Raw genomic sequence first — 21804 nt, 5'->3', positions numbered from 1 at the left:
CCACTTTGGTTTTCGCGCAACAGTGCCAAGGCGGTTGGCACCCGCCGATCAAATTTCCGCTGGACACGACTTACTTCCGCCGCACTTCCCCTGTCCGGGAGATTTCGCGGAGGCAGATGGCCAATTGCGGCCGGAATGGAAGTTTCGACGTGCATTTGAAGACGATTTGCATCATTGCCCTGGCCTTGCTAGTTGTAGGCTGCGCGGGACGACCGTCACAGGAAATCCTGGGCAGCGTCGTGGTGCCGACGACGGCGACCGAGATCGCCGGCAACCATTCGATCTTCATCGCCACCACCCGCAAGCGCTCAGACGACCCGAACAAGGTTTTCGACGGCGAGCGCTCGGCGACGCTCAATTACGCCCGCGTCAACGTCACCGTCCCGCCGGTTCATGAGACCGGTCAGATCGAGCGTCGCTCGCGCGGGACGTCGAACGATCCGACCAAATATTTCATGGCTTCCGAGGTCGTCGGCTACGACACGCAGCCGAAATTCTCCAGCGCGCTCAATGCCGACATCGACGCCCGCGGCGGCCGCGTCATGGTCTTCGTCCACGGCTACAACACCGGCTTCGACGATGCCGTCTACCGTCTGACCCAGATCGTCCATGATTCCGGCTATCCCGGCACGCCGGTGCTTTTTTCATGGGCTTCGGGCGCCAAGACCACCGACTATGTCTATGACAAGGAAAGTGCCGCCGCCGCCCGCGACCAGTTGGAAGTGACGCTGAGAATGCTGGCGCAGACCGGTGCGCGCCGCATCGACATCGTCGCCCATTCGATGGGGACGTGGGTGACGATGGAAACACTGCGACAGCTCGCCATCACCGGTGACCGCGACCTCGGCGGCAAGCTCGGCGATGTTCTCCTGGCCTCGCCCGACATCGACGTCGATGTCTTTAAGAGCCAGATGCGCCGCTACGGCAAGCCCGACAAGCCGTTCATCCTGCTCCTGTCGGACGATGACCGCGCTCTCCGGCTCTCCGGCCTGATTGCCGGTGCACGGCCGCGCGTCGGCGACTACAGAGACGCGGCCGACCTCGCCTCCTACGGCGTCACGGTGGTCGACCTCTCCAAGGTGAAGGGCAACGACAGCTTCAACCACACCAAATTCGCCGACAACCCGATGCTGGTGAAGATGATCGGCCAGCGGCTGCGCGAGGACGACGGCTTTGCCAGCGACCGCGACGTCACCGACCGGATCAGCCAGCTCGCCACTCAATAACCGTGTTCACGCGGTTGCCGCCCTGCACGGACTTTGAACTGGACCAGACCGCTCGCTGGCTTTATCGAAGGAGCCCGAGAGGTTTGCCGCCCTTGGGGGATCCCGGGTGATCGTGCGTTGGAAGATCGTCCTTGGCCTTGCCTTCACGCTCGCCCTGACGGGCTGCGCCGGGCAGAACGCGCATGACCTGCTCAATCGGAAGGCCGTTACCGCGCCTGCATCCGAAATTGCGGCCAAGCACGAGATCTTCGTCGCCACGACCCGGCAGCAGGCGACCAAGGACCCGCGGCAGGTTTTCGACGGCGACCGTTCGCTGACCACCAGCTACGCGCGCGTCGATGTCACGGTTCCAAAGACCCACCAGGTTGGCGCGATCGAGCGCGCCAAGGGTTCGGCCGACAGCATTCCGGCCAGGCAGTTCACCGCAACCGATGTCGTCCACTATGGGAACGCTTCGCAATTCGCCAAGGCGGTCGGCACCGATATTGCCATACGCGGCGACCGCGCCCTGGTCTTCGTGCACGGCTTCAACAACGGCTTCGACGATGGCGTTTACCGCCTGACGCAGATCGCGCACGACACGAATTATCCGGGCACACCGGTGCTGTTCTCGTGGGCGTCGAGCGGCAAGACGACCGGCTACATTTATGACAAGGACAGCTCCACCGCCGCGCGCGACGACCTGGAAGCGACACTGAGGATGCTTGCCAAGTCCCGCGCCAAAAGCATTGACATCATTGCCCATTCGATGGGGACCTGGCTGACGATGGAAGCTTTGCGCCAGCTCGCCATCACCGGCGACCGCGATCTCAACGGCAAGCTCGGCTACGTCATCCTCGCCTCGCCTGACATCGACGTCGATGTCTTCAAGAAGCAGATGATCCGCTACGGCAAGCCCGACAAGCCTTTCGCCATCCTTCTCTCGGGCGACGACCGGGCGCTCAAGCTGTCCAGCTTCATTTCCGGCGAAAAGCCGCGCGTCGGCGATTACGACAACGCGGCAGATCTCGCCAACTACGGCGTGACGGTGGTCGATCTGACCCGAACCAAGGGCGGAGACCGGTTGAACCATGCTAAATTCGCCGACAATCCGATCCTGGTGCAGTTGCTCGGCAATCGACTGCGCACGCCTGCCGGTCTTGCCTCCGACGAGCCAGATCCGACGCAGCTCAACAATATCGGCCAGGGTCTCGGCAAGGCGGTCGGCTCGGTCGCCGAGGTGGTCATCACCACGCCGTTCAGGGTGCTGACGATCGCCACCGGCGGCTGAGCACCGGTTAGGGCGTGTCGAGGTTCGGTCAGGCTGACCTCACCCGAACATCGGCACATGCTAGATGAACAGATTGACCTTCTGGAACGACGTCACGTCGACAAGGCCGACATCGGAAATCCTGAGTTCCGGGATGACGACCAGCGCCAGCAGCGAATGCTGCATGTAGGCGTTGTTGAGCGAACAGCCGACCTTGCGCATCGCTTCCGTCAACTGCTCGGCTTTGGCCGCGACGATCTCGGCGCGCTCGTCCGACATCAGCCCAGCGATCGGCATTTCCACCAGCGCCAGTTCCTTGCCCTTGGAGTAAAGCACGACGCCGCCGCCGACCTCGCTCAGCCGGTTGACGGCTAAAGCCATGTCCTCCTTGTTGGTTCCGACGGCGATGATGTGGTGCGCATCATGCGCCACGCTCGAGGCCATCGCGCAGTCTTCCACATAGCCGAAGCCCGACACGAAGGCGTTGGTGACGCCGCCCGTGCCCCTGTGGCGTTCGACCAGGGCGATCTGGCAAATGTCGTTGCGGCGATCCATGGCGACCAGCCCGTCCTCGACGGGCAGGTCGGCCTCGAGCGCTCTGGTCGGCGCCTGGTTCTCGATCACGCCGATCACCCGCGCCCGCACCTCGTTGGCACCCTGTGGCGCGGCGATGTCAAAGTCAGACGCCTTGAGCCTTTTGCCGAGCTTGACCGTGTTTTTCGCCGTCCCGGGATAATCATAGGCCGGAATGTCGATCTCGAGCTTGCCGGCTTTCGCCAGCCTGACGCCGCGGCCATAGACCTCGTCTATCGTCATCTGGGCAAGATCGGAGACGATCAAAAGATCCGCCAGCCGCCCCGGCGCGATCGAACCGACCTCGCGTTCCAGCCTGAAATGCTGGGCGGTGTTGAGCGTCGCCATCTGGATCGCCGTCACCGGCTTCAGGCCCTGGCTGATGGCGTGCCGCACCACCCGATCAATATGACCCTCATGCACCAGCGTGCCGGAATGGCTGTCGTCGGTGCACAGGATGAAGTTGCGCGGGTCGATGCCGCCTTCGGTGACCGCCTTGATCTGCGCAGCGACGTCGTACCAGGCGGACCCCAGCCTCAGCATCGCCTTCATGCCCTGGCGCACGCGGGCGATCGCATCCTCGGCGCGCGTGCCCTCATGGTCATCCTCGGCGCCGCCGGCAGCATAGCCGTGGAATGGCAACCCGAGATCGCGCGAGGCATAGTGGCCGCCGACGGTTTTCCCGGCCTTCACCGTCTCGGCGATCTCGCCCGACATCACCGGATCGTTGGCGGCGACTCCCGGGAAATTCATCACTTCGCCAAGGCCGATGATATTCTCCCAGGTCATCGCCTCGGCGACGTCTGCGACCGTAAGCTCCGCGCCGGCATGCTCCAGGCCGGGCGCCGAAGGCACGCAGGACGGCATTTGCACATGGACGTTGATCGGCATCGCGACCGCCTCGTCATGCATCAGCCGAACGCCCGGCAGGCCCAGAACATTGGCGATCTCGTGCGGATCGATGAACATCGAGGTGGTGCCGTGCGGGATCACCGCGCGGCAGAATTCCGTCACCGTGACCATGCCGCTTTCGACGTGCATGTGCGCATCGCAGAGGCCGGGCACCAGATAGCGGCCGCCCGCATCGACCACCTTGGTCCCCTGCCCGATCGTGTGGCCGGCATTCGGCCCGCAATAGGCGAAACGTCCGGCCGCGATGGCGATGTCGGTGCCCGGAATGATCTCGCCCGAATGGACATTCACCCAGCGCCCGTTGCGGATCACGAGATCGGCAGCCCGGCGCCCCATCGCGACGTCGACCAGTTGCGTCGCCACTTCGGTCCAGGGCTTGGGTTTCGTCGGATTGGTGCGGCTCCCCATGAAGAAACTCCTGTTTGCCCGACTGTGCCAAGCTGGCGCGGTTTTGACCAGTTGGCAAAACTGCTTTGTTTTTAAGGCAGGACCGGTTCCCGACAGATCTCTCCGGCAGCAGGGCGAAATCTCGCCTAGACTGGATCTCCGGCTATTTGGGTTGCAGAAGAGATGGCAAAAACGATCCGGTTCGCAATTTTCATGCTGTCGGCATGTAGCGCCGGCCTGGCCTTCTTCACCTTGCATTCATTCTGGGCATGGGCCGCGCCGATCGCCATCTTCATCGCCGGTTCGTTACTAGCCGAATATGCTTTCACGCGGCTGGCCACTCCCGAGGAGAACCAGCGCGACCTGGAGGATCGCGTGCGCAACCCGCCGAAGTAAACCACTGTTGCAGGAATACAATTCCGTTTTCGGGCGAATAACGCTAGGTTGCACCGAGAAGTTTTCGAAACCGCCATTTCGGAGCGCTCGATGGGTCGCCTGACACTTGCCAGTGCCGGCTTTTTCGCCCTGCTGTCCGGGCCGGCCTTGGCCGCGGACGCGATCGCCGACCTGCCCATGACTGCGCCGGGCTTCGATTGGACAGGCTATTATGCCGGCCTGCAGGCCGGCTATGGCTGGGGCTCATCTGACATCTCCGGCACGGAAGGCGAGCCGTTCGCCGCTTCTCCCGATGTCGACGGCGGCTTCGTCGGCGGCCATGTCGCCGGCCTCTGGCAGTTCAATCAGGCGGTGATCGGCGCGCGCGCTGAGCTCAACTATGCCTCGATCGACGCTTCGGCCTTGCTCGACCCTGGCAATGCCGTCGGCACCGAGGTCAAATGGCTGGGATCGATCAATGCCGAAGCCGGCTTGGCGGTCGATCGCTGGCTGATCTATGGCGTCGGGGGCGTCGCCTTCGCCGGTATCGAGACCTCGCAAGACGTCGGCGGCAGCGGCTTCGCCAAGACACGCACCGGCACCGGCTGGACGATCGGCGCCGGGGTCGACTATGCGCTGAGCAGCAACATCGTCGTCGGCGCCCAATACCGTTACTACGATTTCGGCAAGGAGCATTTCGACGTCCCGGACGACTTCTCCGATCGTGATCAGGACCTGAAGCTCCATACCCTGGGCGTAAGCTTCAGCTACAAATTCTGATTTGCGGAGCAGCACGGAACGAAGGTGGCCGGCGACCGCGGGATCAAAACAGAGTCGACCCACCGGGTTATTTGATGTCCGCCCTATAAGCAGCTCTCGAAGCGGCCGGCGCCGACTTCATTCCCGAGTACGGCGGCGGTGCCGGGGTGAGAACTGCGGAAGCCATGAAGCGGATAGCTGCTCCCCTTGGCAAGCCAGCTTGCGTGCGCCTCCTTTGCCTTTGACGGCCAATCCCTCTAAAATGTGCGGCCAAGAAGAAAGAGGGGGGAAGGCTTATGACTGAGCCTGACGCTGCGCACGAAGCAATCGTCGATACGTGGCGTAGTTTTGGCGCCTCCGATTATGAGTACTTTGAGAAATACGAAAACCCTGAGTTGGTGGCTTGGTTTTGGGCACCGGCGAGCCGCTTTCGCAAAGCTTTTGAGCGATATTTGAACTTGGATGATGTGCTCGAAATAGCCAGCGGTGCCGGACGTCATTCGGCGCAGATCGTCGGCCGTTGCAGGCGACTGACGTTGATCGATACTTCGGTCGATGCCACTGCATTGGCTAGGAAACGGTTTTCAAGCGCTTCTCATGTGACCGTGACGCTTTCACCGGACGGCAAGAGTCTACCGTTTGAAAAGGGGCGCTTTTCCTCCGTTTTCAGCTACGACTCGATGGTTCATTTCGAACCGCTGACCGTGGCGTCCTACATCATGGAAGTCGCCTCCGTCTTGAAACCGGGGGGACGAGCTCTCCTTCATCATTCGAACTACTCGGATAATCCAACCGCATCCTTCAAGGAAAATCCCGATTGGCGGAATTTCATGCCAAAGGGATTTGTCGAGCATGTCAGCGCGCGTGCAGGGCTGACCGTCATCGAACAGCAGACGTTCCCGTGGAACGGGAACAGCGAGACTGACGCTCTCACCGTCGTGGAGAAGGGTTAACAGCGCGCCCTGCGCTGGTCTTCTGCGGCCCGGAAGGCGAGCCATAGCCGGTCCAGTTGCGATGAGAACCGATGCGGAAGAGCAATATTCGGTGGCAATACGGTGCCATCCCGCCCACAAGGCTGGACTCGTGTCGGCCCAAGTGCTTGAAATCGCGGCGCGCGGACGTGGCGGAATTGGTAGACGCAAGGGACTTAAAATCCCTCGATCTCTGATCGTACGGGTTCGATTCCCGTCGTCCGCACCACCTTCGCTCCTCGAGCTTCGGGTGGCAGGCCACTCAAACCTTGATCGGATTGAGCTTCAGGTGCTGGATCAAAATGATGGTCTTGGCGTCGACGATACGGCCGTCGGTGATGCCGGCCAGTGCCTCGTCCAGCGGCATTTCCAGCACCTCGATGTCTTCGCCCTCTTCCGGAGCTCCGCCGCCGTCGGAAATACGGTCGGCCGGCGAATAGCGCGCGGTAAAGAACCAGAGCCGTTCCGTCACGCTGCCGGGGCTCATATAGGGCGCGAACAGCCGCTCAACGTTCTTCAAATGATAGCCGAGCTCCTCTTCCGCTTCCTTGCGGATGCAGGTTTCCGGATCGTTTTCGTCGAGCAGACCGGCACAGGCCTCGATCAGCGGCTCGCGATGACCGGTGACATAGGCCGGATAGCGGAACTGCCGCACCAGCAGCACCGTCGAGCGCTGCGGATCGAAAGGCAGGATCACCGCGCCGTCGCCGCGATCGTAGGTTTGGCGGATCTGCGTCTCCCAGCGCCCATCACGGCGGCGATAGTCGAGCACCGTCTTCTTGAGCACCGCCCAATCGTCGGACAGGACTTCTTCAGACTGGATGCGGACGCGATCTTCCATGATTGGCTCCGTGCTGTCGGCAAGCGTTATCGGCGAACAGGCGCGGGCGCAATCCTGGAAACCGACTGGTCCAGCGAGACTTTCACTGGCTGTTGTCTGGCGCGAAGTGCCGCGGCTGCCTAGATAGCGATATCTCTCCCAGGAGCCGTTTCCATGACATCATCGCTTTTCCAGCCGATCACCCTCGGCGGCCTGACCTTTCCAAACCGTATTGCTGTAGCGCCGATGTGCCAGTATTCGGCCGAGGACGGTTCCGCCAGCGACTGGCATCTGCACCACTGGATGAACCTGGCCATGTCCGGCGCCGGCATGGTGACCGTCGAGATGACCGACGTCGAGCGGCGCGGCCGCATCTCGCATGGCTGCCTTGGCCTCTACTCCGACGGCAACGAGGCGGCGGCCAAGCGCACGCTCGATGCGGCCAGGCGCGTCGCTGCGCCCGGCACCAAATTCGGCGTCCAGCTCGCCCATGCCGGCCGCAAGGCATCCAACAGAAGGCCTTGGGAAGGCGGCGGCCCCCTGCAAGCGGGCGAGGATCCCTGGCAGACCGTTTCGGCTTCGGCCATCGCCTATGACACAGGGTGGAATATACCGCACGCATTGGGCGAGGAAGAGATCCGGCAAGTCATCCAACATTTCGCCGATGCGGCCAAGCGGGCCGAGCGCGCCGGCTTCGACTTCATCGAGCTGCACGCCGCTCACGGCTATCTGATCTTCCAGTTCCTGTCGCCGCTTTCCAACCAGCGCACCGACCGCTGGGGTGGCCCGCTGGAAAACCGCATGCGCTTCGCCGTGGAGATCGCCAGAGCGGTGAAGAAGGCAGCGCCGGGCCTGATGCTGGGGGCCCGCCTTTCGGTGAAGGAATGGGTCGACGGCGGCTTCGAGATCGAGGAGGCGATCGAAGTGGCCAAGGCGCTGAAGGCGGAAGGCGTCGCCTATCTGTGCTGTTCCAGCGGCGGCAATTCGCCGTTGCAGAAGCTGCCCAGCGGCCCCGGCTACCAGGTGCATCTGGCCGAGGCTGTGCGCAAGGGCGCCGGCATTCCGACGCGCGCCGTCGGCCTGATCGACGATCCGCAGCAGGCCGAGGCGATCGTGGCCGACGGCCGCGCCGACATGGTGGCTCTGGCGCGCGCCTTCCTTGCCGATCCGCGCTGGGGCTGGCGCGCGGCGGCGACGTTCGGCGAGGAAATCCGTCCGGCGCCGCAGCTGGCACGCTCGGTCACGACGATGCAGCACTGGATGAAGGCCGCGGGCTGAACGGCTTGCACAGGTGACGATTGGCTGAGACCTTTGGGCGCAGCCTTCCGCCACCATTGCAACCAAATTGGCCGTTTTACGTTGGCGGCCATGACAGACAGCAAGCCATTTGAGAAGCCGGTGGTGGTCGAACTCGGCCATGTCGGCAAATATCGCCAAATAAGCAGCACCCGCGAAGCGGCCGAGTGCCTGATGACCGTGTGGCCGCTCAATCGCGGCCAGCGGCATCGTGATGCTCTCGATACTTGCCTGAAAGCGCTGGAGGGGTATCGTTCGACGGCGGACGCGCGCCGCGCGCTGATCGAGGCAGCCGAGGAATCTGAAGTGCTGGTTCCCGAAGAAAGGCTGTCCGACGGAAAGCTGCATTGAGCAGGCAAAGGGCTTCTCGACCGGAGGATTCCATGGCGAAACTGACCTACAAGATCGTCGAGCATGACGGCGGCTGGGCCTACATGGTCGGCTCGACTTTTTCAGAAACATTTCCCACCCGCCAGGACGCGCTGCGCGCGGCTGAAATTGCTTCGGCCGAGCAGCAGGTCGCCGGCACCACGGATGGCATCCAGTATGAGGATTCCGAGGGTGTCTGGCATGACGAACTGGCCGATGGCCGCGACCGGCCGCAGACCGAAGTCTCAGATTAATTTCCGTCGCTCGACCTTGCTGCGACCGACGCTGTAAAAGCTTCACGTCGGTCGCTCGCTGGCGAACGGACTACTTGCCGCAATACTGGTCGTTGACGTTCGGGCCGGCATTCGCATCGGGGCCGGCCGTATCCGAGGCGCATGGGCCGACCGCACCGTTGCCGAAGCTGTTTAGCGCGCTGGCGTCGCGATCCGAATAAATGCTGCCCGTGGTGTAGGGATCAACCGGCGCTTGCTCGCTATGGACCGGGCGATCACGATGCCACCACCACCAAGCGTCCGACGATTGTGCCATAGCCGAGGTGCCCATGCCCAGGACAAGCGCCGAGGCTGCAAAAATCTTCGTAAGCATATTGGTCTCCATCTGGTGAATTGCCGCATTCTTGCTGGCCGGAGATTCGCCAGCCGACACGGATTAAAACCGAGGGTTGGAGCCGAAGTTCCCGTTGCAAGTGTAGGTGAGGCGGAATGTCCGACACTTTTGTGTGACGGTTCGTGAACGGACGCGATCCCTCTCGGCCTTTGACTCGAACGGGATCCTCACGCTGGGAATGCGCGCGCGGCGATGCGCTCGATAAAGGCTACGACGCGTTCCGGTTCCACGAATTGCGGCATGTGCCCGAGCCCTTGGACGCGTTCGAAATCGAGCTCTCTGATCCTGCCCGGCATCGGTTCGCCATGAGCCGCGATGCCGATCACCCGGTCATCCGCGCCGAACAGAATGCCGGCCGGCATCAGGATCTCGCCATAGCGCTGTTCGAGGCGGCCGAGATCCTCTTCCACCGCCACGATATCGGTGGAGGTCGCCTGGAAATGGGCGGGCCGCAACCCGAGCCAACCACCTCCGGCGATCATGTAGTCCCCCGGCACGGCTTGCGGCGCAAAGATGAACTTCATCGTCGGCTCCGCATATTTGAGGCTGTACGGTATCGCTAAAGTATGGGCCAAGATCCAGCGCTTCAGGCGCGAGGGAACATAGAGCAGGTCGAATTTCTGGCGCACCCTCGCCTCCAGATGCGTCAGCGGCGCGATGAGCGCGATGCCGGAAATCGCCGTCGGATGCTCGATCGCAAGTGCAAGCGCGATGGCGCCGCCCAGCGAATGACCGACGATCAAAGGCCGTTCGAGCCCAAGCTCCTCGATGAAGCGCCGCACCACTTCCGCCTGTTCGGGCAGACGGCCGCTCGCCCCGCCCGCCCGCACCGAGTATCCCGAGCCCGGCCGGTCGAGAGCGATCAGCCGGTAGCCGGCGCCGAAGCGGCCGAACAGCGTGTGCCGGAAATGGTGGAGTTGCGCGCCGAGCCCGTGCAGGAACACGATCGGCCTGCCCTCGCCTGCTTCGACATAGTGGATGCGGCTGCCGCCGATCTCGATGAACTTGCCGCACGCCGGTACCAGCCTCTCGGCCTTGGTCGCAATCCACCATGTTGCGAGCATGAAGCCGAGCACGACCGCGGCGGCCGCAACGAGCAGGCCACCGAGCAGCCACGGCAAAATCGATATCAGCATCTTGCACCCGAGCCCTACCGACGCACCTTACTCGCAACCGTGTCTGCCACAAGAGCCCCGCCTCGCGTGCGCATTGCGGCCGGCTGTCCGCCGCGTTATTTCAGGCCACCTGCAGCCGGAGTGAGCCATGCCCGAAATCGTCACAGCCGCCATGCTCGTCATCGGCGACGAGATCCTCTCCGGCAGGACCAAGGACAAGAATATCGGCCATCTCGCCGATATCATGACCGCGATCGGCATCGACCTGAAGGAAGTGCGCATCGTTCCCGACGAGGAGGACGAGATTGTCGCCGCCGCCAACGCGCTGCGCGCCCGCTATACTTATGTCTTCACCACCGGCGGCATCGGCCCCACGCATGACGACATCACCGCCGATTCGATAGCCAAAGCCTTCGGCGTGCCTTGCGAATACGATGCCAGGGCTTACGCCATGTTGGAGGCAAGCTATGCCGAGCGCGGTATCGAATTCACCGAGGCGCGCAAGCGCATGGCGCGCATGCCGCGCGGCGCCGACCGCATCGATAATCCGGTGTCGATCGCGCCAGGCTTCCGTATCGGCAACGTTCACGTGATGGCCGGTGTGCCGTCGATCTTCCAGGCGATGCTCGACAATGTCGTGCCGACGCTGAAGACCGGCATCAAGATGCTGTCGGCCACCGTGCACTGCCCCTTCGGCGAAGGCCTGATCGGCGGACCGCTGGCCGACATCCAAAAAGCGCATCCCGACACCATTATCGGCTCCTACCCGAAATATGGCGAGGGCAAATTCTGGACCGAGCTCGTCGTGCGCGCCCGCGACGAAGCGGCGCTAGAGGCCGCGCGCAAGGATGTTGCGGCCATGGTGGCGGGCCTGTCGGTCGCGAGCTGACTCCGGAACCAGAAGGCGCGCGCCGACGTTTCTGGCACGGCACTTTCGTTGCGGCCATTGATGCCGGTGGCGATCTTGCACCGATAAATTTGAGGGATCTGCCATGCGCTTCAAGACGATCGTCGCCATTCTGCAGAACGAACAGGACGCCGAGCGCGTGCTCGATTGCGCCATCCCGCTTGCCGAGCGATTCGAAAGCCACCTCGTCGGCATCCACGCCGAAGCGCTTCCCGTCCCCTATACGTCGGCAACAGGTTTCCCCGACACCGAATTCCTGCAGGTCTCGGCCGAGATGAACAAGGAGCGCGCCGAGAAGCTGCAGGCGGTCTTTCTCAGGCGCGTCGAGGATTCCGACCTGTCCTTCGAGTGGCGGAGCCTCGAAAGCTTCTCCGGCGACAGCGCGCTGACCGGCATTTCGAGCGTGCGGGCGGCTGACCTGATTATCGCCGCGCAGCGCGACACCGGGGGCGATCCGGGCGCCGATGTCGATACGCTGGTCTACGATGCAGGCCGGCCGGTGCTTGTCGTTCCGCATGCCGGGCCGCTCGTCACCACCTTCAGGCGTGTACTGCTGGCCTGGAACGGCAGTAAGGAAGCGGCTCGTGCAGCATTCGATGCCTTGCCCTTCATCAGCGAGGCGGACAAGACCGACATTCTCGTCATCGATCCGCCGGAAACGCTCGACGAGGCTCCCGAGGCGGCGGGCGCCGAGATCGCGGCTGCCTTGTCACGCCACGGCGCCAATGTGAGCGTTTCCGTGCAGAAATCGGGGGCAAGCTCGGTCGACGACATCATCCAGGAGAGGATCGCCGAATCCGGCGCCGATCTGCTGGTGCTCGGCGCCTACAGCCACTCCTGGCTGCGACAGCTCCTGTTCGGCGGCGTCACCCGCACCGTGCTGCGCACGGCAAACGTGGCAGCCTTCCTGTCGAGATAAGCCTGTCTCCGCGAAGTGGGAATCGGGTTCGGGGGACAAGGACATGTATCAAACAGGGAACTTGCACCGCGTCGCCTGAACAGCGCGACGCGGTATAAGTACACAGCCATCCCTGGCGGCCACCTTGCCAAGGCTGGCGCTTTCCGGCTAATTCCGGCTGCATTCCATCGTATCTGCGCGCTGCGGCGCGCGCTTGCGGAGTGCACGAACCATGTCCCTTCCCGAAAAAGCCTTTCCGGTCTCCTGGGACCAGTTCCACCGCGATGCCCGCGCGCTCGCCTGGCGGCTTTCCGGCACCAACAAAGGCCAGTGGAAGGCGATCGTCTGCATCACCCGAGGAGGCCTGGTGCCCGCGGCGATCATTTCGCGCGAGCTTGGCATCCGCGTCATCGAAACGGTCTGCGTCGCCTCCTATCACGACTACACGAGCCAGGGTCAGTTGCAGGTGCTGAAGGAGATCTCGCCTTCGCTTCTTGCTGATGACGGCGCCGGTGTGCTCATCATCGACGACCTCACCGATACCGGCAAGACGGCCGGCATCGTGCGCGCCATGATGCCGAAGGCGCATTTCGCCACCGTCTATGCCAAGCCGAAGGGAAGGCCTCTGGTCGATACATTCGTCACCGAGGTCAGCCAGGACACCTGGATCTACTTCCCGTGGGACATGGGCTTCACCTATCAGAAGCCGATTGCCGACGATCACGCCGGCTGATCGTTGGAAGCTGCTGCTTCCGTCCAGCGCCCGCCCAAATCACTGTTTGCCGCATAGAAAAGGCTCTCGGGGAGAAGGCTCTCGGGGGCGATGATTTCGCAATGGCCTGCCCTGTCCGGGTTAAACAACCCGAGTGAAGTTTTTTACTTTTATCGTCCACAATACGTCGTAAGATTCGTTTGATGGCAAATGATTCTAGAGGCTCGGGGCAGCTTCTACGATGTTGACGAGGCCAACGACGCACAACCAGATGGCCGAAAGAGTCCGACGACTCTTCGGCTCAGTGCCTTGCCGCCTGCAGGTTGCAGCCCTGCCTTGGCGTGAGAACGAAAACGGCGTCGAGATCATGCTGATCACCAGCCGCGATACCGGGCGCTGGGTGCTGCCGAAAGGCTGGCCGGAAGCCAGGGAGCCGCTTTGCGTAGCTGCCGCCCGCGAAGCGGGCGAGGAAGCGGGTTTGCACGGCACGGTCTCGCATCTCGAAGCCGGCCGCTATTTCTACGGCAAGGTCCTGGCATCCGGCGAGGAAGTGCCTTGCGAGGTCCTGGTGTTCCCGCTCAAGGTCGACCGGGTCGCGGACCGCTGGAAGGAAAAGCGCGCCCGCACCCGCAAATGGGTCGGCTCCGCCGAGGCCGCCCGCATGGTCAACGAGCCCGATCTTTGCCAGATCATTGCCTATTTCTGCGCCGATCCGCGAAAATTCGCCTGAGTCATCGCTCACATAACGCATATCTGACCCGACGAGCATGCCGCGCGTTGCGGTGCGCGAACATCGGTGCTTTGTGTGGTTAATGCAGTGCCGATTCGGCTAATGGCGTCGATCGATGACGAACTCCGCGCAACCACTTGAAGAAGACTCCGGCGAACACCGGCGCGAGCACCGCCAGCGCGTGCTCAAGGGCGGGACGATCATCACCGGTATCCAGAATTCCGAGGTCAGTTGCACGTTGCGCAATCAGAATGCCGGTGGCGCCGAGCTGAAAGTCGCACCGGAATCACGCGTTCCCGATCGTTTCCTGCTCTACGTCCCGCTCGATGGCGTGGCGTATCGCGCGGAAGTCCGCTGGCGCCGCAACGACCGCGTGGGCGTCAAGTTCACCGGTACCGAGGCCAAGCCCAAGTTGCACTACGGCTGACGGTCGGTCGCAAGGCGGGAAGGCACCCGGCCGAAGCCGGATGCCTTTCCTCAGGCGACCAGGCCTTTGGTGAGTTCGAGCGCCTGGCGCTCGAACAGCCGCCGGTAGATACCGCCGTTCAGCCGGATAAGCTCGTCATGCGAGCCTTCCTCGATGATGCGGCCGCGGTCGAAAACCAGCAGCCGGTCGAGTGCCCGCACGGTCGAAAGCCGGTGTGCGATGACCAATGTCGTGCGCCCGACCATCAGCCGCTCCATCGCCTTCTGGATGAGCACCTCCGATTCGGAATCCAGGCTCGATGTCGCCTCGTCCTGGATCAGGATGCGCGCATCGGCCAGGAAGGCGCGCGCGATCGCCACGCGCTGGCGCTCGCCGCCCGACAGTTTCACACCGCGCTCGCCGACCAGGGTTCCGTAACCCTTGGGCAGATCGGCAATGAAGTCGTGCGCGCTGGCGAGCTTCGCGGCATGCTCGATCTCGGCCTGCGTTGCGCCCGGCCTGGCATAGGCGATGTTCTCGGCCAGCGACCGGTGAAACAGGATCGGCTCCTGCTGCACGATGGCGATCTGGCTGCGCAACGATGATTGCGCAACCTTCGAGATGTCCTGGCCGTCGATCAGGATCCGGCCCCCGTTCACGTCATAGAGGCGCTGGATCAGCTTGACGAAAGTTGTCTTGCCCGATCCCGAATGCCCGACCAGCCCGACGCGTTCACCCGCGGCGATCTCGACCGAGAAGTCGCGATAGAGCGGCAGCCGGTGATTGCCGTAATGGAACGTCACCTTGTCGAACGCAATGCTGCCGTCGGTGATCCGGATCGGAGCGGCACCGGGCCGGTCCTCGATGCCGAGCGGTTCGGACTGGAAGTCGACCAATTCCTCCATGTCGTTGATCGAGCGCTGCAGGTTGCGGATATGCGTGCCGATATCGCGCAGATAGCCCTGCAGGACAAAGAACGACGTCAAAACAAAAGCGATGTCGCCGGCACTCGCCTCGCCCCAGGCCCAAAGCATGAGCGCAAGGCCGATCACGGCCGCCCTCATCAGGAGCAGCATCGTGCCTTGCGCGGTGCCGTTGAACGTGCCGCGCACCCAGGTACGGCCCGTGCGCAGACGCCATTTGGCGACCACGCGGGCAAGCCGCGCTTCCTCGCGCGCCTCGGCGCCAAAACCCTTGACCACGGCATTGCAGCTCACCGCGTCGGCCAGCGCGCCGCCGAGGCGTGTATCCCAGCTGTTGGCGAGGCGTGCCGCCGGCGCGACGTAGCCAAGCGACAGCATGGCGGTGACGGCGATGAACAGCACCGAGCCGATCGCGACCACCAACCCCATCATCGGCCAGAACCAGCCGAGCAGCAGCGTCGAGCCGACCAGCATGACCAACGACGGCAGCAGCGCGATCAGGATCGTGTCGTTCAGCAGGTCGAGCGCCCACATGCCACGCGTTATCTTGCGCACCGTCGAGCCGGCGAAGCTGTTGGCGTGCCAGTCCGTCGAGAAGCGCTGGACGCGGTGGAACGCGTCGGCGGCGATGTCCGACATCATCTTCAACGTCAGTTCGACAATCCCCATGAAGGCGGCGTTGCGCAGCACCACAGCCGCCAACGCCAGCGCCATCAGGATGGAGAACGCCGTCATTGCGGCGTGCCACGCAACCTCGTCGGCGCCGGCGCTGCTGGCGACCGCGTCGACCAGCCGGCCGGAATAGAGCGGCGTCAGCACGTCGGCCAGCGTCGAGAGCAGGAATGCGCCCATGATGAGCGACAGGCGCCACGGCTGGCGGCGCCAGTGGCCAAGCGTGAAGCCGAGCACGCTGCGAAAGGCGCTGGCGCGCAGATCTATTCTGAAACGAGCCATGATGTCATCCGGGCGCAGAGAGGCCCGGTCCCGCTAAAATCAAATTGGAAAACCCGCGCCGGCGCCCTATGGCGCCCTTAGAACGGGGAGGTTCAGTATGGCTGGTCGCGCGCCCTCGGTGGCGACCGGCAGAGCCAGATGCCTGCCTGCGGATGGCCTTCCGAACGGAGTTCGGACGGCCGGTGCAGATCTAGGCTTCGCGGCCTCGCATAACGATGTCAAATCCTGCCATACAGTCCTCCCGAAAGGGAATCGCGGAAGCGCTCTTATAGAGGCGGCTCACCATCTCGCCAAGGCAGGGCGGCGCCAGGAGGGCGTCTTGTCCGGCCACTGAGACGATTTTGCAACAATGGTGGGTTGCGCTGCCAACAGCGCCGGTTCAGGCGAACAGCTTTGCGTTTCAGCGGACTAGCTGCGATCCCGGAACCGATTGGTGATCGGGTAGCGGCGGTCGCGGCCGAAATTCTTCTTCGTGATCTTCACGCCTGGGGCCGCCTGCCGGCGCTTGTACTCAGCAATGTAGAGCAGATGCTCGACGCGCGTCACCGTCGCCCGGTCGTGGCCGCGCGCGACGATGTCGTCAACGCCCATCTCGTGCTCGACCAGGCATTCGAGAATGTCGTCCAGCACCGGGTAAGGCGGCAGCGAATCCTGGTCGGTCTGGTTTTCGCGCAGCTCCGCCGACGGCGCCTTATCGATGATGTTCTTCGGAATGACCTCGCCCGATGGGCCGAGCGCCCCCGGCGGCACATGCGCGTTGCGCCAGCGCGCCAGCGCATAGACCTGCATCTTGTAGAGGTCCTTGATCGGGTTGAAGCCGCCATTCATGTCGCCATAGAGAGTGGCGTAGCCGACCGACATCTCACTCTTGTTGCCGGTGGTGACGACCATCGAACCGAACTTGTTCGAGATCGCCATCAGGATCGTGCCACGCGCACGGCTCTGCAGGTTTTCCTCGGTGATACCTTCCTGAGTGCCCTCGAAGAGCTGGGTCAGCGCATGCCGGAAACCTTCGACCGGCTCGGAGATCGGCACGATGTCGTAACGGCAGCCGAGCGCGCGGGCGCAATCCTCGGCGTCCTTCAGCGAGTCCTTCGAGGTATAGCGATAGGGCATCATGACGGTGCGCAGCCGCTCCTCGCCAAGCGCGTCGACCGCCAGTGCAGCGCAGATCGCGGAGTCGATGCCGCCGGAGAGGCCGAGCACCACGTTCTTGAAGCCGTTCTTGTTCACGTAGTCGCGCAGGCCCAGCATGCAGGCCCGGTAGTCGGCCTCCTCCCGCTCCGGAATCTTCGACATTGGGCCTTCGGAACAGACCCAGATGCCATCCCTTCGCTTCCAGGTGGTGACGTCGACCGCTTCCTCGAACTGGCTCATCTGGAAGGCAAGCGTCTTGTCCGCGCCGATGGCGAAGGAGGCGCCGTCGAAGATGAGTTCGTCTTGGCCACCAAGCTGATTGGCGTAGATCATCGGCAATCCGCATTCGATGACCTGACGGATCACCACCTGGTGGCGGACGTCGATCTTGGCGCGGTAGTAGGGCGAGCCGTTCGGCACAAGCAGGATCTCGGCGCCGCTCTCGGCCAGCGTCTCGCAGACGGCGATGTCGCCCCAGATGTCCTCGCAGATCGGGACACCGATGCGCACCCCGCGGAAATTCACCGGCCCTTGCAGCTCCGGCCCGGCCTGGAAAACGCGCTTCTCGTCGAACTCGCCATAGTTCGGCAGGTCGAGCTTGTAGCGCTCGGCGATGATCTTGCCGCGATCGGCGAAGACGATGGAGTTATGCGTGCCGGTCCGGCGCTTCAGCGGTGTGCCGATGATGACGCCAGGACCGCCATCGGCGGTGTCGGCGGCGAAATCCTGCGCCGCCTTTTCGCAAGCCTTCAGGAAGGCCGGCTTCAGCACCAGGTCTTCCGGCGGATAGCCGGCGAGGAAGAGCTCGCTGTAGAGCACCAGATCGGCGCCCTGGCGGGCCGCATCCGCCCTTGCCTCGCGCGCCTTGGCGAGATTGCCGGCGACATCGCCGACGGTCGGGTTGAGCTGGGCGACGGCAATGCGCAGTAGGTCGGGAGCGGTCTGGGTCATGAATTGGATTTAGCGTGGCGGCAATCGCCGGGCAATGGCGATTGCTTGTGCCACCCAGGACTGGCCGGCGAATGCCGGTCATGTCCCGCCTCAGCCGGAGGCGATCAGGCCTGCTCGCCCATGTATTCGCGCAGCGTCTCCGGCGAATGGTTCTCGCCGATCGACATCGCCAGAATGCGCGAGATGTGCCGGCGCGGCAGCCCGGTCGCGGCGGACCATCGGTTGATCTGCGCCTGGATCTTGTCGAGATCCCGCTTCGAAGTCGGGCTTTCGGCGATGTCGAGACCGGCGTCGCGCAGCGCCGCCGCCATGTCGGCGGAAACAATGAAGGTGTCCCACGCCAGCCAGCGCAGAAAATACTGGCCGGTGTTGCCGCCGAGCCGGCTGCCATGCTTGCCGAGATAGGCGGTCAGCCCGACCTGGTCGTCGGCCGGCCAGTCGGCCAGGAACTTGCCGAAGCCGCCATGTTCCTTCGAGACGCGGTCGACGAAAGCCGCGTTGTCGCGCACGGATTTGATCTTTTGCGGGTTGCGCACGATGCGCTTGTCGGACGCCAGCTCGTGCCAGAAGTCGTCCGGCTGGAACAGGAGCCGCTTCGGCTCGAAGCCAAGGAACGCCTCCTCGAAACCAGGCCATTTCTGCTCGATCACACGCCAGACGAAACCGGCGGCAAAGATGCGCTCGGCCATCGTGGAGAGGATGCGGTCATCATGAACTTTCGCCACGGCAGCGTTGTCGGGCATAGGTCCGAGCAGCGACGCCAGCGCCTCTTCACCGCCCTTGCGTTTTGCCGCCCGGGCACGAATTCGCTGGAAATCGGCCATTTCCGCCCTCGCCTGTGCCGACCAATCTATCACTTCCCGTCAGGCTCGGTAGCCTCTACCTCTATACGCAATTCCAGGAAAAGTGCGAAGCGGTTTTCCGTCCGGAATTGCGTGAGATAAGTGAGAATTCCAGGAAAAGTGCGAAGCGGTTTTCCGTCCGGAATTGAGTGAGCTAAGTAAGCAATCTCAGGAAAAAGTGCGCAGCGGTTTCCATCCGGATTCTTGGAACCCGGGCCTGACGACGGAGAGGACGATGAACAAGACGGTCGAGGATCTGTCGAACCGCTGGCTGAAGCGAAAGCCGGACGGTCTCTCTCCTCTCGAGAGCCGCGTGCTGAAGTCGACGCTGGAACGCACCACCATCACCAGGGACACCAACAAGGCAGTCGCCTTTCATCAGAGCTATGGCGATCGCGTTGCCGACACGATCGCCCGTATCGGCGGCTCATGGTCCTTCATTCTGGGCTTCATCGCCTTTCTGGTGCTGTGGACCTTTGGCAATGTCTGGCTCTTGTCGCGGAACGCCTTCGATCCCTATCCCTTCATCTTCCTCAACCTCGTGCTCTCGATGGTCGCCGCCTTGCAAGCACCGGTGATCATGATGTCGCAGAACCGCCAGACCGAGCGTGACCGCATCGACGCCGCCCATGACTATGAGGTCAACCTGAAGGCCGAGATCGAGATCATGGCGCTGCATGAGAAGCTCGACGAACTGCGCCACAGTGAGCTCATCGGCATGCGCGACGAGATCCTGCGCATGGCTGAGCAGATCAGGCGGATCGACGAGAAGCTGTCGGCGCGGTCGGCGGGCTGATGACCGAGGCCATCCATCGTCTCATCGAGCAATACGGGCTGATCGCGGTCTTCCTTGGCTGCGTCGCCGAGGGCGAAAGCGCTGCCATCCTCGGCGGCTTCTTCGCCCATCAGCACATATTCGTGCTCTGGCAGGCTTTCCTGGCCGCGTTTCTCGGCGCCTTCGCCGGCGACACGGCTTTCTTCACCCTCGGCCGCAGCTTTGCCGATCATCCCTATGTCGTCAGGCTGCGCAGGCGGCCGGGTTTCCGCCGCGCCTACCGGCTGCTCAACACCCATCCCAACATCTTCGTGCTGACGAACCGCTACATCTACGGAATGCGGCTTGTCGGCGGCATCGCCGCCGGGCTGTCGACCGTGTCGGTGCCGCGCTTCGTCATCCTGAACGCCATCTCGTCGGCAGTCTGGGCAGCCCTCTTCGGCACGGTCGGCTATGTCTTCGGGCTGGGGGCGGAGCGCATGGTCGGCCAGGCATTTGCCCGCCATGAGCGCGTGCTCGTAGCCCTCGCCGTCGGCATCGCTGTGGCCGTCCTGGCCGGACTGGTTGCCCGCCATTTTGCCGGAAGGGAGCGCGCAAAGGACGCAAAAGAGGATCAGGCCGAATCCTAAGCTGTCGGACCGATGCCTCCCGGTCAGATCGGCGCGCCGATGATGCGCTCGATGATGGCAATGCCCCAGACGCCCCCCGCGATCACGATCGAAATCAGCACCGCCAGCGAGCCGCAGTCCTTGGCGAGCTGGATGTCGATGTGGAACTCGCGGGAGATCGCGTCGCACGCAGCCTCGATGCCTGTGTTGAGCACCTCGACCAGAATCATCAGCAGAACCGCGCCGATCAGCAAGGCGTAGCCGCGCCAGGATACCGAGATGAACCAGCCGGCCGGCAGAGCGAGCGCAAGCAGCATCAACTCCTGCTGGAACGCCTTTTCGTGAGCAGCCAGCTTGCGGAAAGCCCGCACCGAGTTGATGAAAGCGTCGATCAGCCGCTGCATGCCCAGCCCCGTTTCGAATCACCGTGAGGGGATATCGCAACAGCCGGGTCAAGGGAATAAGGCAGGCGGCCCAAAAGTCACTCGTCCGCGACCTTTATCGACGGCGTCGACTTGTCGAACTGCGGCAGGCCGTCGTCGATTGCATAATAGTCGCCCTTGTCGCCGACGAAGATGTGGCTTTCGGCCGAAAGCCCGGTCGGCTTGTCGAACGAGCCGGCCATGATGGAGATCGTGTCGAGCTCGTTGTGCTTCCAGAACAGCACCGAGCCGCAGCTGCGGCAAAAACCGCGTTTCGCTATGTCGGACGCGCCGTACCAAGCAAGCGCGTCGGCCCCCTCGATGTCGATGTCGGCGTCCCTCGAAGAAGTCGCTGCAACGAAATGGCCTGTTTGCTTGCGGCACTGCGAGCAGTGGCAATAGACCACCCCGCGCAACGCTCCTCTCGTCGTGAAGCGCACCGCTCCGCACAGGCACGATCCCGTGTGATTTTCGCCCATCCCCGGCCTCCTTCAACGCCATACGCCTCGATCGCGCCACACAAGATTCCAGTTTTGCGCTCTTCCGGCGCAGGCAAATGCGACACCGAAGCGGCGCGTTTCAAAAGCTGCGCCTGCACCGCAGTGCAACCTGAAGCAGCAAAAACGGTCTGGAAACGCCCGCCATTAAGGAAACTTTAGCGCAGCTGCATTTATGGTTCCTGCAGGCGATGGTCGTGTTGGGGACGCGGCCTAGCATCGCAATTCTGATTCGATCCCCGCATTGGCGGCTCCCGGCGGTGGCAGGTCTCCGGTCGCGCACTGAAGGGAGTAGTGAACAGACTATGCAGCCGGCAGCCGTCCCGAGCGACAGAAATGGCGATATCGCCAGCACCGTTGTGG

At 63.1% G+C, this 21804-nt stretch carries 24 protein-coding genes and 1 tRNA gene; 16 read left to right on the top strand and 9 right to left on the bottom strand.

The window, feature by feature from the left end:
* The first annotated feature begins 116 nt into the window (after window positions 1-116).
* A complete protein-coding gene (locus EOA49_RS11550) occupies window positions 117-1226 on the top strand; it encodes an alpha/beta hydrolase (RefSeq protein ID WP_164746833.1) in 1110 nt (369 codons plus the stop codon).
* A 106-nt stretch (window positions 1227-1332) separates the two neighbouring features.
* Entirely contained in the window at window positions 1333-2496 is a 1164-nt protein-coding gene (locus EOA49_RS11545; RefSeq protein WP_127241123.1) for an alpha/beta hydrolase, read from the top strand.
* 60 nt (window positions 2497-2556) lie between these two features.
* Here EOA49_RS11545 and ade read toward each other — a convergent pair whose 3' ends face one another.
* Window positions 2557-4368 (bottom strand): adenine deaminase, encoded by a 1812-nt coding sequence (gene ade, locus EOA49_RS11540; RefSeq protein ID WP_127241122.1) that lies wholly within the window; start codon window positions 4366-4368, stop codon window positions 2557-2559.
* Window positions 4369-4530: 162 nt separating this feature from the next.
* Here ade and EOA49_RS11535 point away from each other — a divergent pair, with 162 nt between their 5' ends.
* From EOA49_RS11535 to EOA49_RS11520, 4 genes are all read left to right on the top strand, one after another.
* Window positions 4531-4743 carry a hypothetical protein gene (locus tag EOA49_RS11535; protein ID WP_067328203.1) on the top strand — a complete coding sequence of 71 codons (213 nt, stop codon included), beginning with the start codon at window positions 4531-4533 and terminating at the stop codon, window positions 4741-4743.
* A 90-nt stretch (window positions 4744-4833) separates the two neighbouring features.
* The gene (locus EOA49_RS11530) at window positions 4834-5502 is read left to right on the top strand and encodes an outer membrane protein (RefSeq protein ID WP_127215175.1); all 669 of its coding nucleotides are present in this window, start codon (window positions 4834-4836) and stop codon (window positions 5500-5502) included.
* Between the two features lie 275 nt (window positions 5503-5777).
* Complete coding sequence (locus tag EOA49_RS11525; protein WP_067328201.1) at window positions 5778-6434, top strand: class I SAM-dependent methyltransferase; 657 nt, start codon at window positions 5778-5780, stop codon at window positions 6432-6434.
* Between the two features lie 161 nt (window positions 6435-6595).
* A tRNA-Leu gene (locus EOA49_RS11520) sits at window positions 6596-6681 on the top strand.
* Between the two features lie 33 nt (window positions 6682-6714).
* On the opposite strand, the gene EOA49_RS11515 is transcribed toward EOA49_RS11520, so the two are convergent.
* Window positions 6715-7293, bottom strand: a complete 579-nt coding sequence (locus tag EOA49_RS11515; RefSeq protein WP_127241121.1) for an NUDIX domain-containing protein — start codon at window positions 7291-7293, stop codon at window positions 6715-6717.
* 153 nt (window positions 7294-7446) lie between these two features.
* Between EOA49_RS11515 and EOA49_RS11510 the strand changes: the two genes are divergently transcribed.
* The 3 genes from EOA49_RS11510 (at window position 7447) to EOA49_RS11500 (ending at window position 9191) form a co-directional block, all read left to right on the top strand.
* Window positions 7447-8550 carry an NADH:flavin oxidoreductase/NADH oxidase gene (locus EOA49_RS11510; protein ID WP_127241120.1) on the top strand — a complete coding sequence of 368 codons (1104 nt, stop codon included), beginning with the start codon at window positions 7447-7449 and terminating at the stop codon, window positions 8548-8550.
* A 90-nt stretch (window positions 8551-8640) separates the two neighbouring features.
* A complete protein-coding gene (locus tag EOA49_RS11505; protein WP_066998903.1) occupies window positions 8641-8919 on the top strand; it encodes a DUF982 domain-containing protein in 279 nt (92 codons plus the stop codon).
* 32 nt (window positions 8920-8951) lie between these two features.
* On the top strand, window positions 8952-9191 hold the full coding sequence (locus EOA49_RS11500) for a DUF2188 domain-containing protein (protein WP_067328195.1): 240 nt from the start codon (window positions 8952-8954) through the stop codon (window positions 9189-9191).
* 70 nt (window positions 9192-9261) lie between these two features.
* Here the strand turns inward: EOA49_RS11500 and EOA49_RS11495 are convergent, their stop codons facing one another.
* The gene (locus tag EOA49_RS11495) at window positions 9262-9603 is read right to left on the bottom strand and encodes a hypothetical protein (RefSeq protein WP_348626870.1); all 342 of its coding nucleotides are present in this window, start codon (window positions 9601-9603) and stop codon (window positions 9262-9264) included.
* Between the two features lie 128 nt (window positions 9604-9731).
* Complete coding sequence (locus EOA49_RS11490; RefSeq protein WP_127241119.1) at window positions 9732-10700, bottom strand: alpha/beta fold hydrolase; 969 nt, start codon at window positions 10698-10700, stop codon at window positions 9732-9734.
* 127 nt (window positions 10701-10827) lie between these two features.
* On the opposite strand from EOA49_RS11490, the gene EOA49_RS11485 reads away from it, so the two are divergent.
* The 5 genes from EOA49_RS11485 to EOA49_RS11465 all read left to right on the top strand — a co-directional run bounded on the left by EOA49_RS11485 (window position 10828) and on the right by EOA49_RS11465 (window position 14353).
* Window positions 10828-11568, top strand: coding sequence for a competence/damage-inducible protein A (locus EOA49_RS11485; RefSeq protein ID WP_127243156.1), 741 nt, complete (start codon window positions 10828-10830; stop codon window positions 11566-11568).
* Between the two features lie 103 nt (window positions 11569-11671).
* Window positions 11672-12505 carry a universal stress protein gene (locus EOA49_RS11480; RefSeq protein ID WP_067328185.1) on the top strand — a complete coding sequence of 278 codons (834 nt, stop codon included), beginning with the start codon at window positions 11672-11674 and terminating at the stop codon, window positions 12503-12505.
* 211 nt (window positions 12506-12716) lie between these two features.
* Window positions 12717-13217 (top strand): xanthine phosphoribosyltransferase, encoded by a 501-nt coding sequence (gene gpt, locus EOA49_RS11475; protein WP_066998919.1) that lies wholly within the window; start codon window positions 12717-12719, stop codon window positions 13215-13217.
* Between the two features lie 220 nt (window positions 13218-13437).
* A complete protein-coding gene (locus tag EOA49_RS11470) occupies window positions 13438-13926 on the top strand; it encodes an NUDIX hydrolase (RefSeq protein ID WP_127240951.1) in 489 nt (162 codons plus the stop codon).
* Between the two features lie 115 nt (window positions 13927-14041).
* Window positions 14042-14353, top strand: coding sequence for a PilZ domain-containing protein (locus tag EOA49_RS11465; RefSeq protein ID WP_095802220.1), 312 nt, complete (start codon window positions 14042-14044; stop codon window positions 14351-14353).
* Between the two features lie 50 nt (window positions 14354-14403).
* Here the strand turns inward: EOA49_RS11465 and EOA49_RS11460 are convergent, their stop codons facing one another.
* The 3 genes from EOA49_RS11460 to EOA49_RS11450 form a co-directional block, all read right to left on the bottom strand.
* The gene (locus EOA49_RS11460; protein ID WP_127240952.1) at window positions 14404-16209 is read right to left on the bottom strand and encodes an ABC transporter ATP-binding protein; all 1806 of its coding nucleotides are present in this window, start codon (window positions 16207-16209) and stop codon (window positions 14404-14406) included.
* Between the two features lie 408 nt (window positions 16210-16617).
* A complete protein-coding gene (locus EOA49_RS11455; protein ID WP_067328178.1) occupies window positions 16618-18297 on the bottom strand; it encodes an NAD+ synthase in 1680 nt (559 codons plus the stop codon).
* Between the two features lie 104 nt (window positions 18298-18401).
* Entirely contained in the window at window positions 18402-19121 is a 720-nt protein-coding gene (locus EOA49_RS11450; RefSeq protein WP_127240953.1) for a DNA-3-methyladenine glycosylase I, read from the bottom strand.
* 253 nt (window positions 19122-19374) lie between these two features.
* Here EOA49_RS11450 and EOA49_RS11445 point away from each other — a divergent pair, with 253 nt between their 5' ends.
* Complete coding sequence (locus EOA49_RS11445; RefSeq protein ID WP_066998934.1) at window positions 19375-19935, top strand: DUF1003 domain-containing protein; 561 nt, start codon at window positions 19375-19377, stop codon at window positions 19933-19935.
* Window positions 19935-20543 (top strand): DedA family protein, encoded by a 609-nt coding sequence (locus tag EOA49_RS11440; RefSeq protein WP_067328172.1) that lies wholly within the window; start codon window positions 19935-19937, stop codon window positions 20541-20543. The genes EOA49_RS11445 and EOA49_RS11440 overlap by 1 nt, the downstream gene beginning before the upstream one ends.
* Before the next feature lie 23 nt (window positions 20544-20566).
* Here the strand turns inward: EOA49_RS11440 and EOA49_RS11435 are convergent, their stop codons facing one another.
* A complete protein-coding gene (locus EOA49_RS11435) occupies window positions 20567-20926 on the bottom strand; it encodes a diacylglycerol kinase (protein ID WP_067328170.1) in 360 nt (119 codons plus the stop codon).
* Window positions 20927-21003: 77 nt separating this feature from the next.
* Window positions 21004-21423, bottom strand: coding sequence for a GFA family protein (locus EOA49_RS11430; protein ID WP_067328168.1), 420 nt, complete (start codon window positions 21421-21423; stop codon window positions 21004-21006).
* Window positions 21424-21804 lie beyond the last annotated feature (381 nt).

Origin of the sequence: Mesorhizobium sp. M1A.F.Ca.IN.020.04.1.1 (genome assembly GCF_003997315.1) — a bacterium.
Classification (GTDB): domain Bacteria; phylum Pseudomonadota; class Alphaproteobacteria; order Rhizobiales; family Rhizobiaceae; genus Mesorhizobium.
Note: the sequence above shows the minus strand (reverse complement) of the source record. Positions and strands in the feature narration are given on the sequence as shown.

Coding starts and splice junctions, on each gene's coding strand:
- ade (WP_127241122.1), bottom strand. CDS start 4,368: ATGGGGAGCCGCACCAATCCGACGAAACCCAAGCCCTGGACCGAAGTG.
- gpt (WP_066998919.1), top strand. CDS start 12,717: ATGTCCCTTCCCGAAAAAGCCTTTCCGGTCTCCTGGGACCAGTTCCAC.
- EOA49_RS11515 (WP_127241121.1), bottom strand. CDS start 7,293: ATGGAAGATCGCGTCCGCATCCAGTCTGAAGAAGTCCTGTCCGACGAT.
- EOA49_RS11445 (WP_066998934.1), top strand. CDS start 19,375: ATGAACAAGACGGTCGAGGATCTGTCGAACCGCTGGCTGAAGCGAAAG.
- EOA49_RS11535 (WP_067328203.1), top strand. CDS start 4,531: ATGGCAAAAACGATCCGGTTCGCAATTTTCATGCTGTCGGCATGTAGC.
- EOA49_RS11510 (WP_127241120.1), top strand. CDS start 7,447: ATGACATCATCGCTTTTCCAGCCGATCACCCTCGGCGGCCTGACCTTT.
- EOA49_RS11455 (WP_067328178.1), bottom strand. CDS start 18,297: ATGACCCAGACCGCTCCCGACCTACTGCGCATTGCCGTCGCCCAGCTC.
- EOA49_RS11505 (WP_066998903.1), top strand. CDS start 8,641: ATGACAGACAGCAAGCCATTTGAGAAGCCGGTGGTGGTCGAACTCGGC.
- EOA49_RS11550 (WP_164746833.1), top strand. CDS start 117: ATGGCCAATTGCGGCCGGAATGGAAGTTTCGACGTGCATTTGAAGACG.
- EOA49_RS11490 (WP_127241119.1), bottom strand. CDS start 10,700: ATGCTGATATCGATTTTGCCGTGGCTGCTCGGTGGCCTGCTCGTTGCG.
- EOA49_RS11470 (WP_127240951.1), top strand. CDS start 13,438: ATGTTGACGAGGCCAACGACGCACAACCAGATGGCCGAAAGAGTCCGA.
- EOA49_RS11530 (WP_127215175.1), top strand. CDS start 4,834: ATGGGTCGCCTGACACTTGCCAGTGCCGGCTTTTTCGCCCTGCTGTCC.
- EOA49_RS11450 (WP_127240953.1), bottom strand. CDS start 19,121: ATGGCCGATTTCCAGCGAATTCGTGCCCGGGCGGCAAAACGCAAGGGC.
- EOA49_RS11480 (WP_067328185.1), top strand. CDS start 11,672: ATGCGCTTCAAGACGATCGTCGCCATTCTGCAGAACGAACAGGACGCC.
- EOA49_RS11485 (WP_127243156.1), top strand. CDS start 10,828: ATGCCCGAAATCGTCACAGCCGCCATGCTCGTCATCGGCGACGAGATC.
- EOA49_RS11460 (WP_127240952.1), bottom strand. CDS start 16,209: ATGGCTCGTTTCAGAATAGATCTGCGCGCCAGCGCCTTTCGCAGCGTG.
- EOA49_RS11465 (WP_095802220.1), top strand. CDS start 14,042: ATGACGAACTCCGCGCAACCACTTGAAGAAGACTCCGGCGAACACCGG.
- EOA49_RS11430 (WP_067328168.1), bottom strand. CDS start 21,423: ATGGGCGAAAATCACACGGGATCGTGCCTGTGCGGAGCGGTGCGCTTC.
- EOA49_RS11435 (WP_067328170.1), bottom strand. CDS start 20,926: ATGCAGCGGCTGATCGACGCTTTCATCAACTCGGTGCGGGCTTTCCGC.
- EOA49_RS11440 (WP_067328172.1), top strand. CDS start 19,935: ATGACCGAGGCCATCCATCGTCTCATCGAGCAATACGGGCTGATCGCG.
- EOA49_RS11500 (WP_067328195.1), top strand. CDS start 8,952: ATGGCGAAACTGACCTACAAGATCGTCGAGCATGACGGCGGCTGGGCC.
- EOA49_RS11525 (WP_067328201.1), top strand. CDS start 5,778: ATGACTGAGCCTGACGCTGCGCACGAAGCAATCGTCGATACGTGGCGT.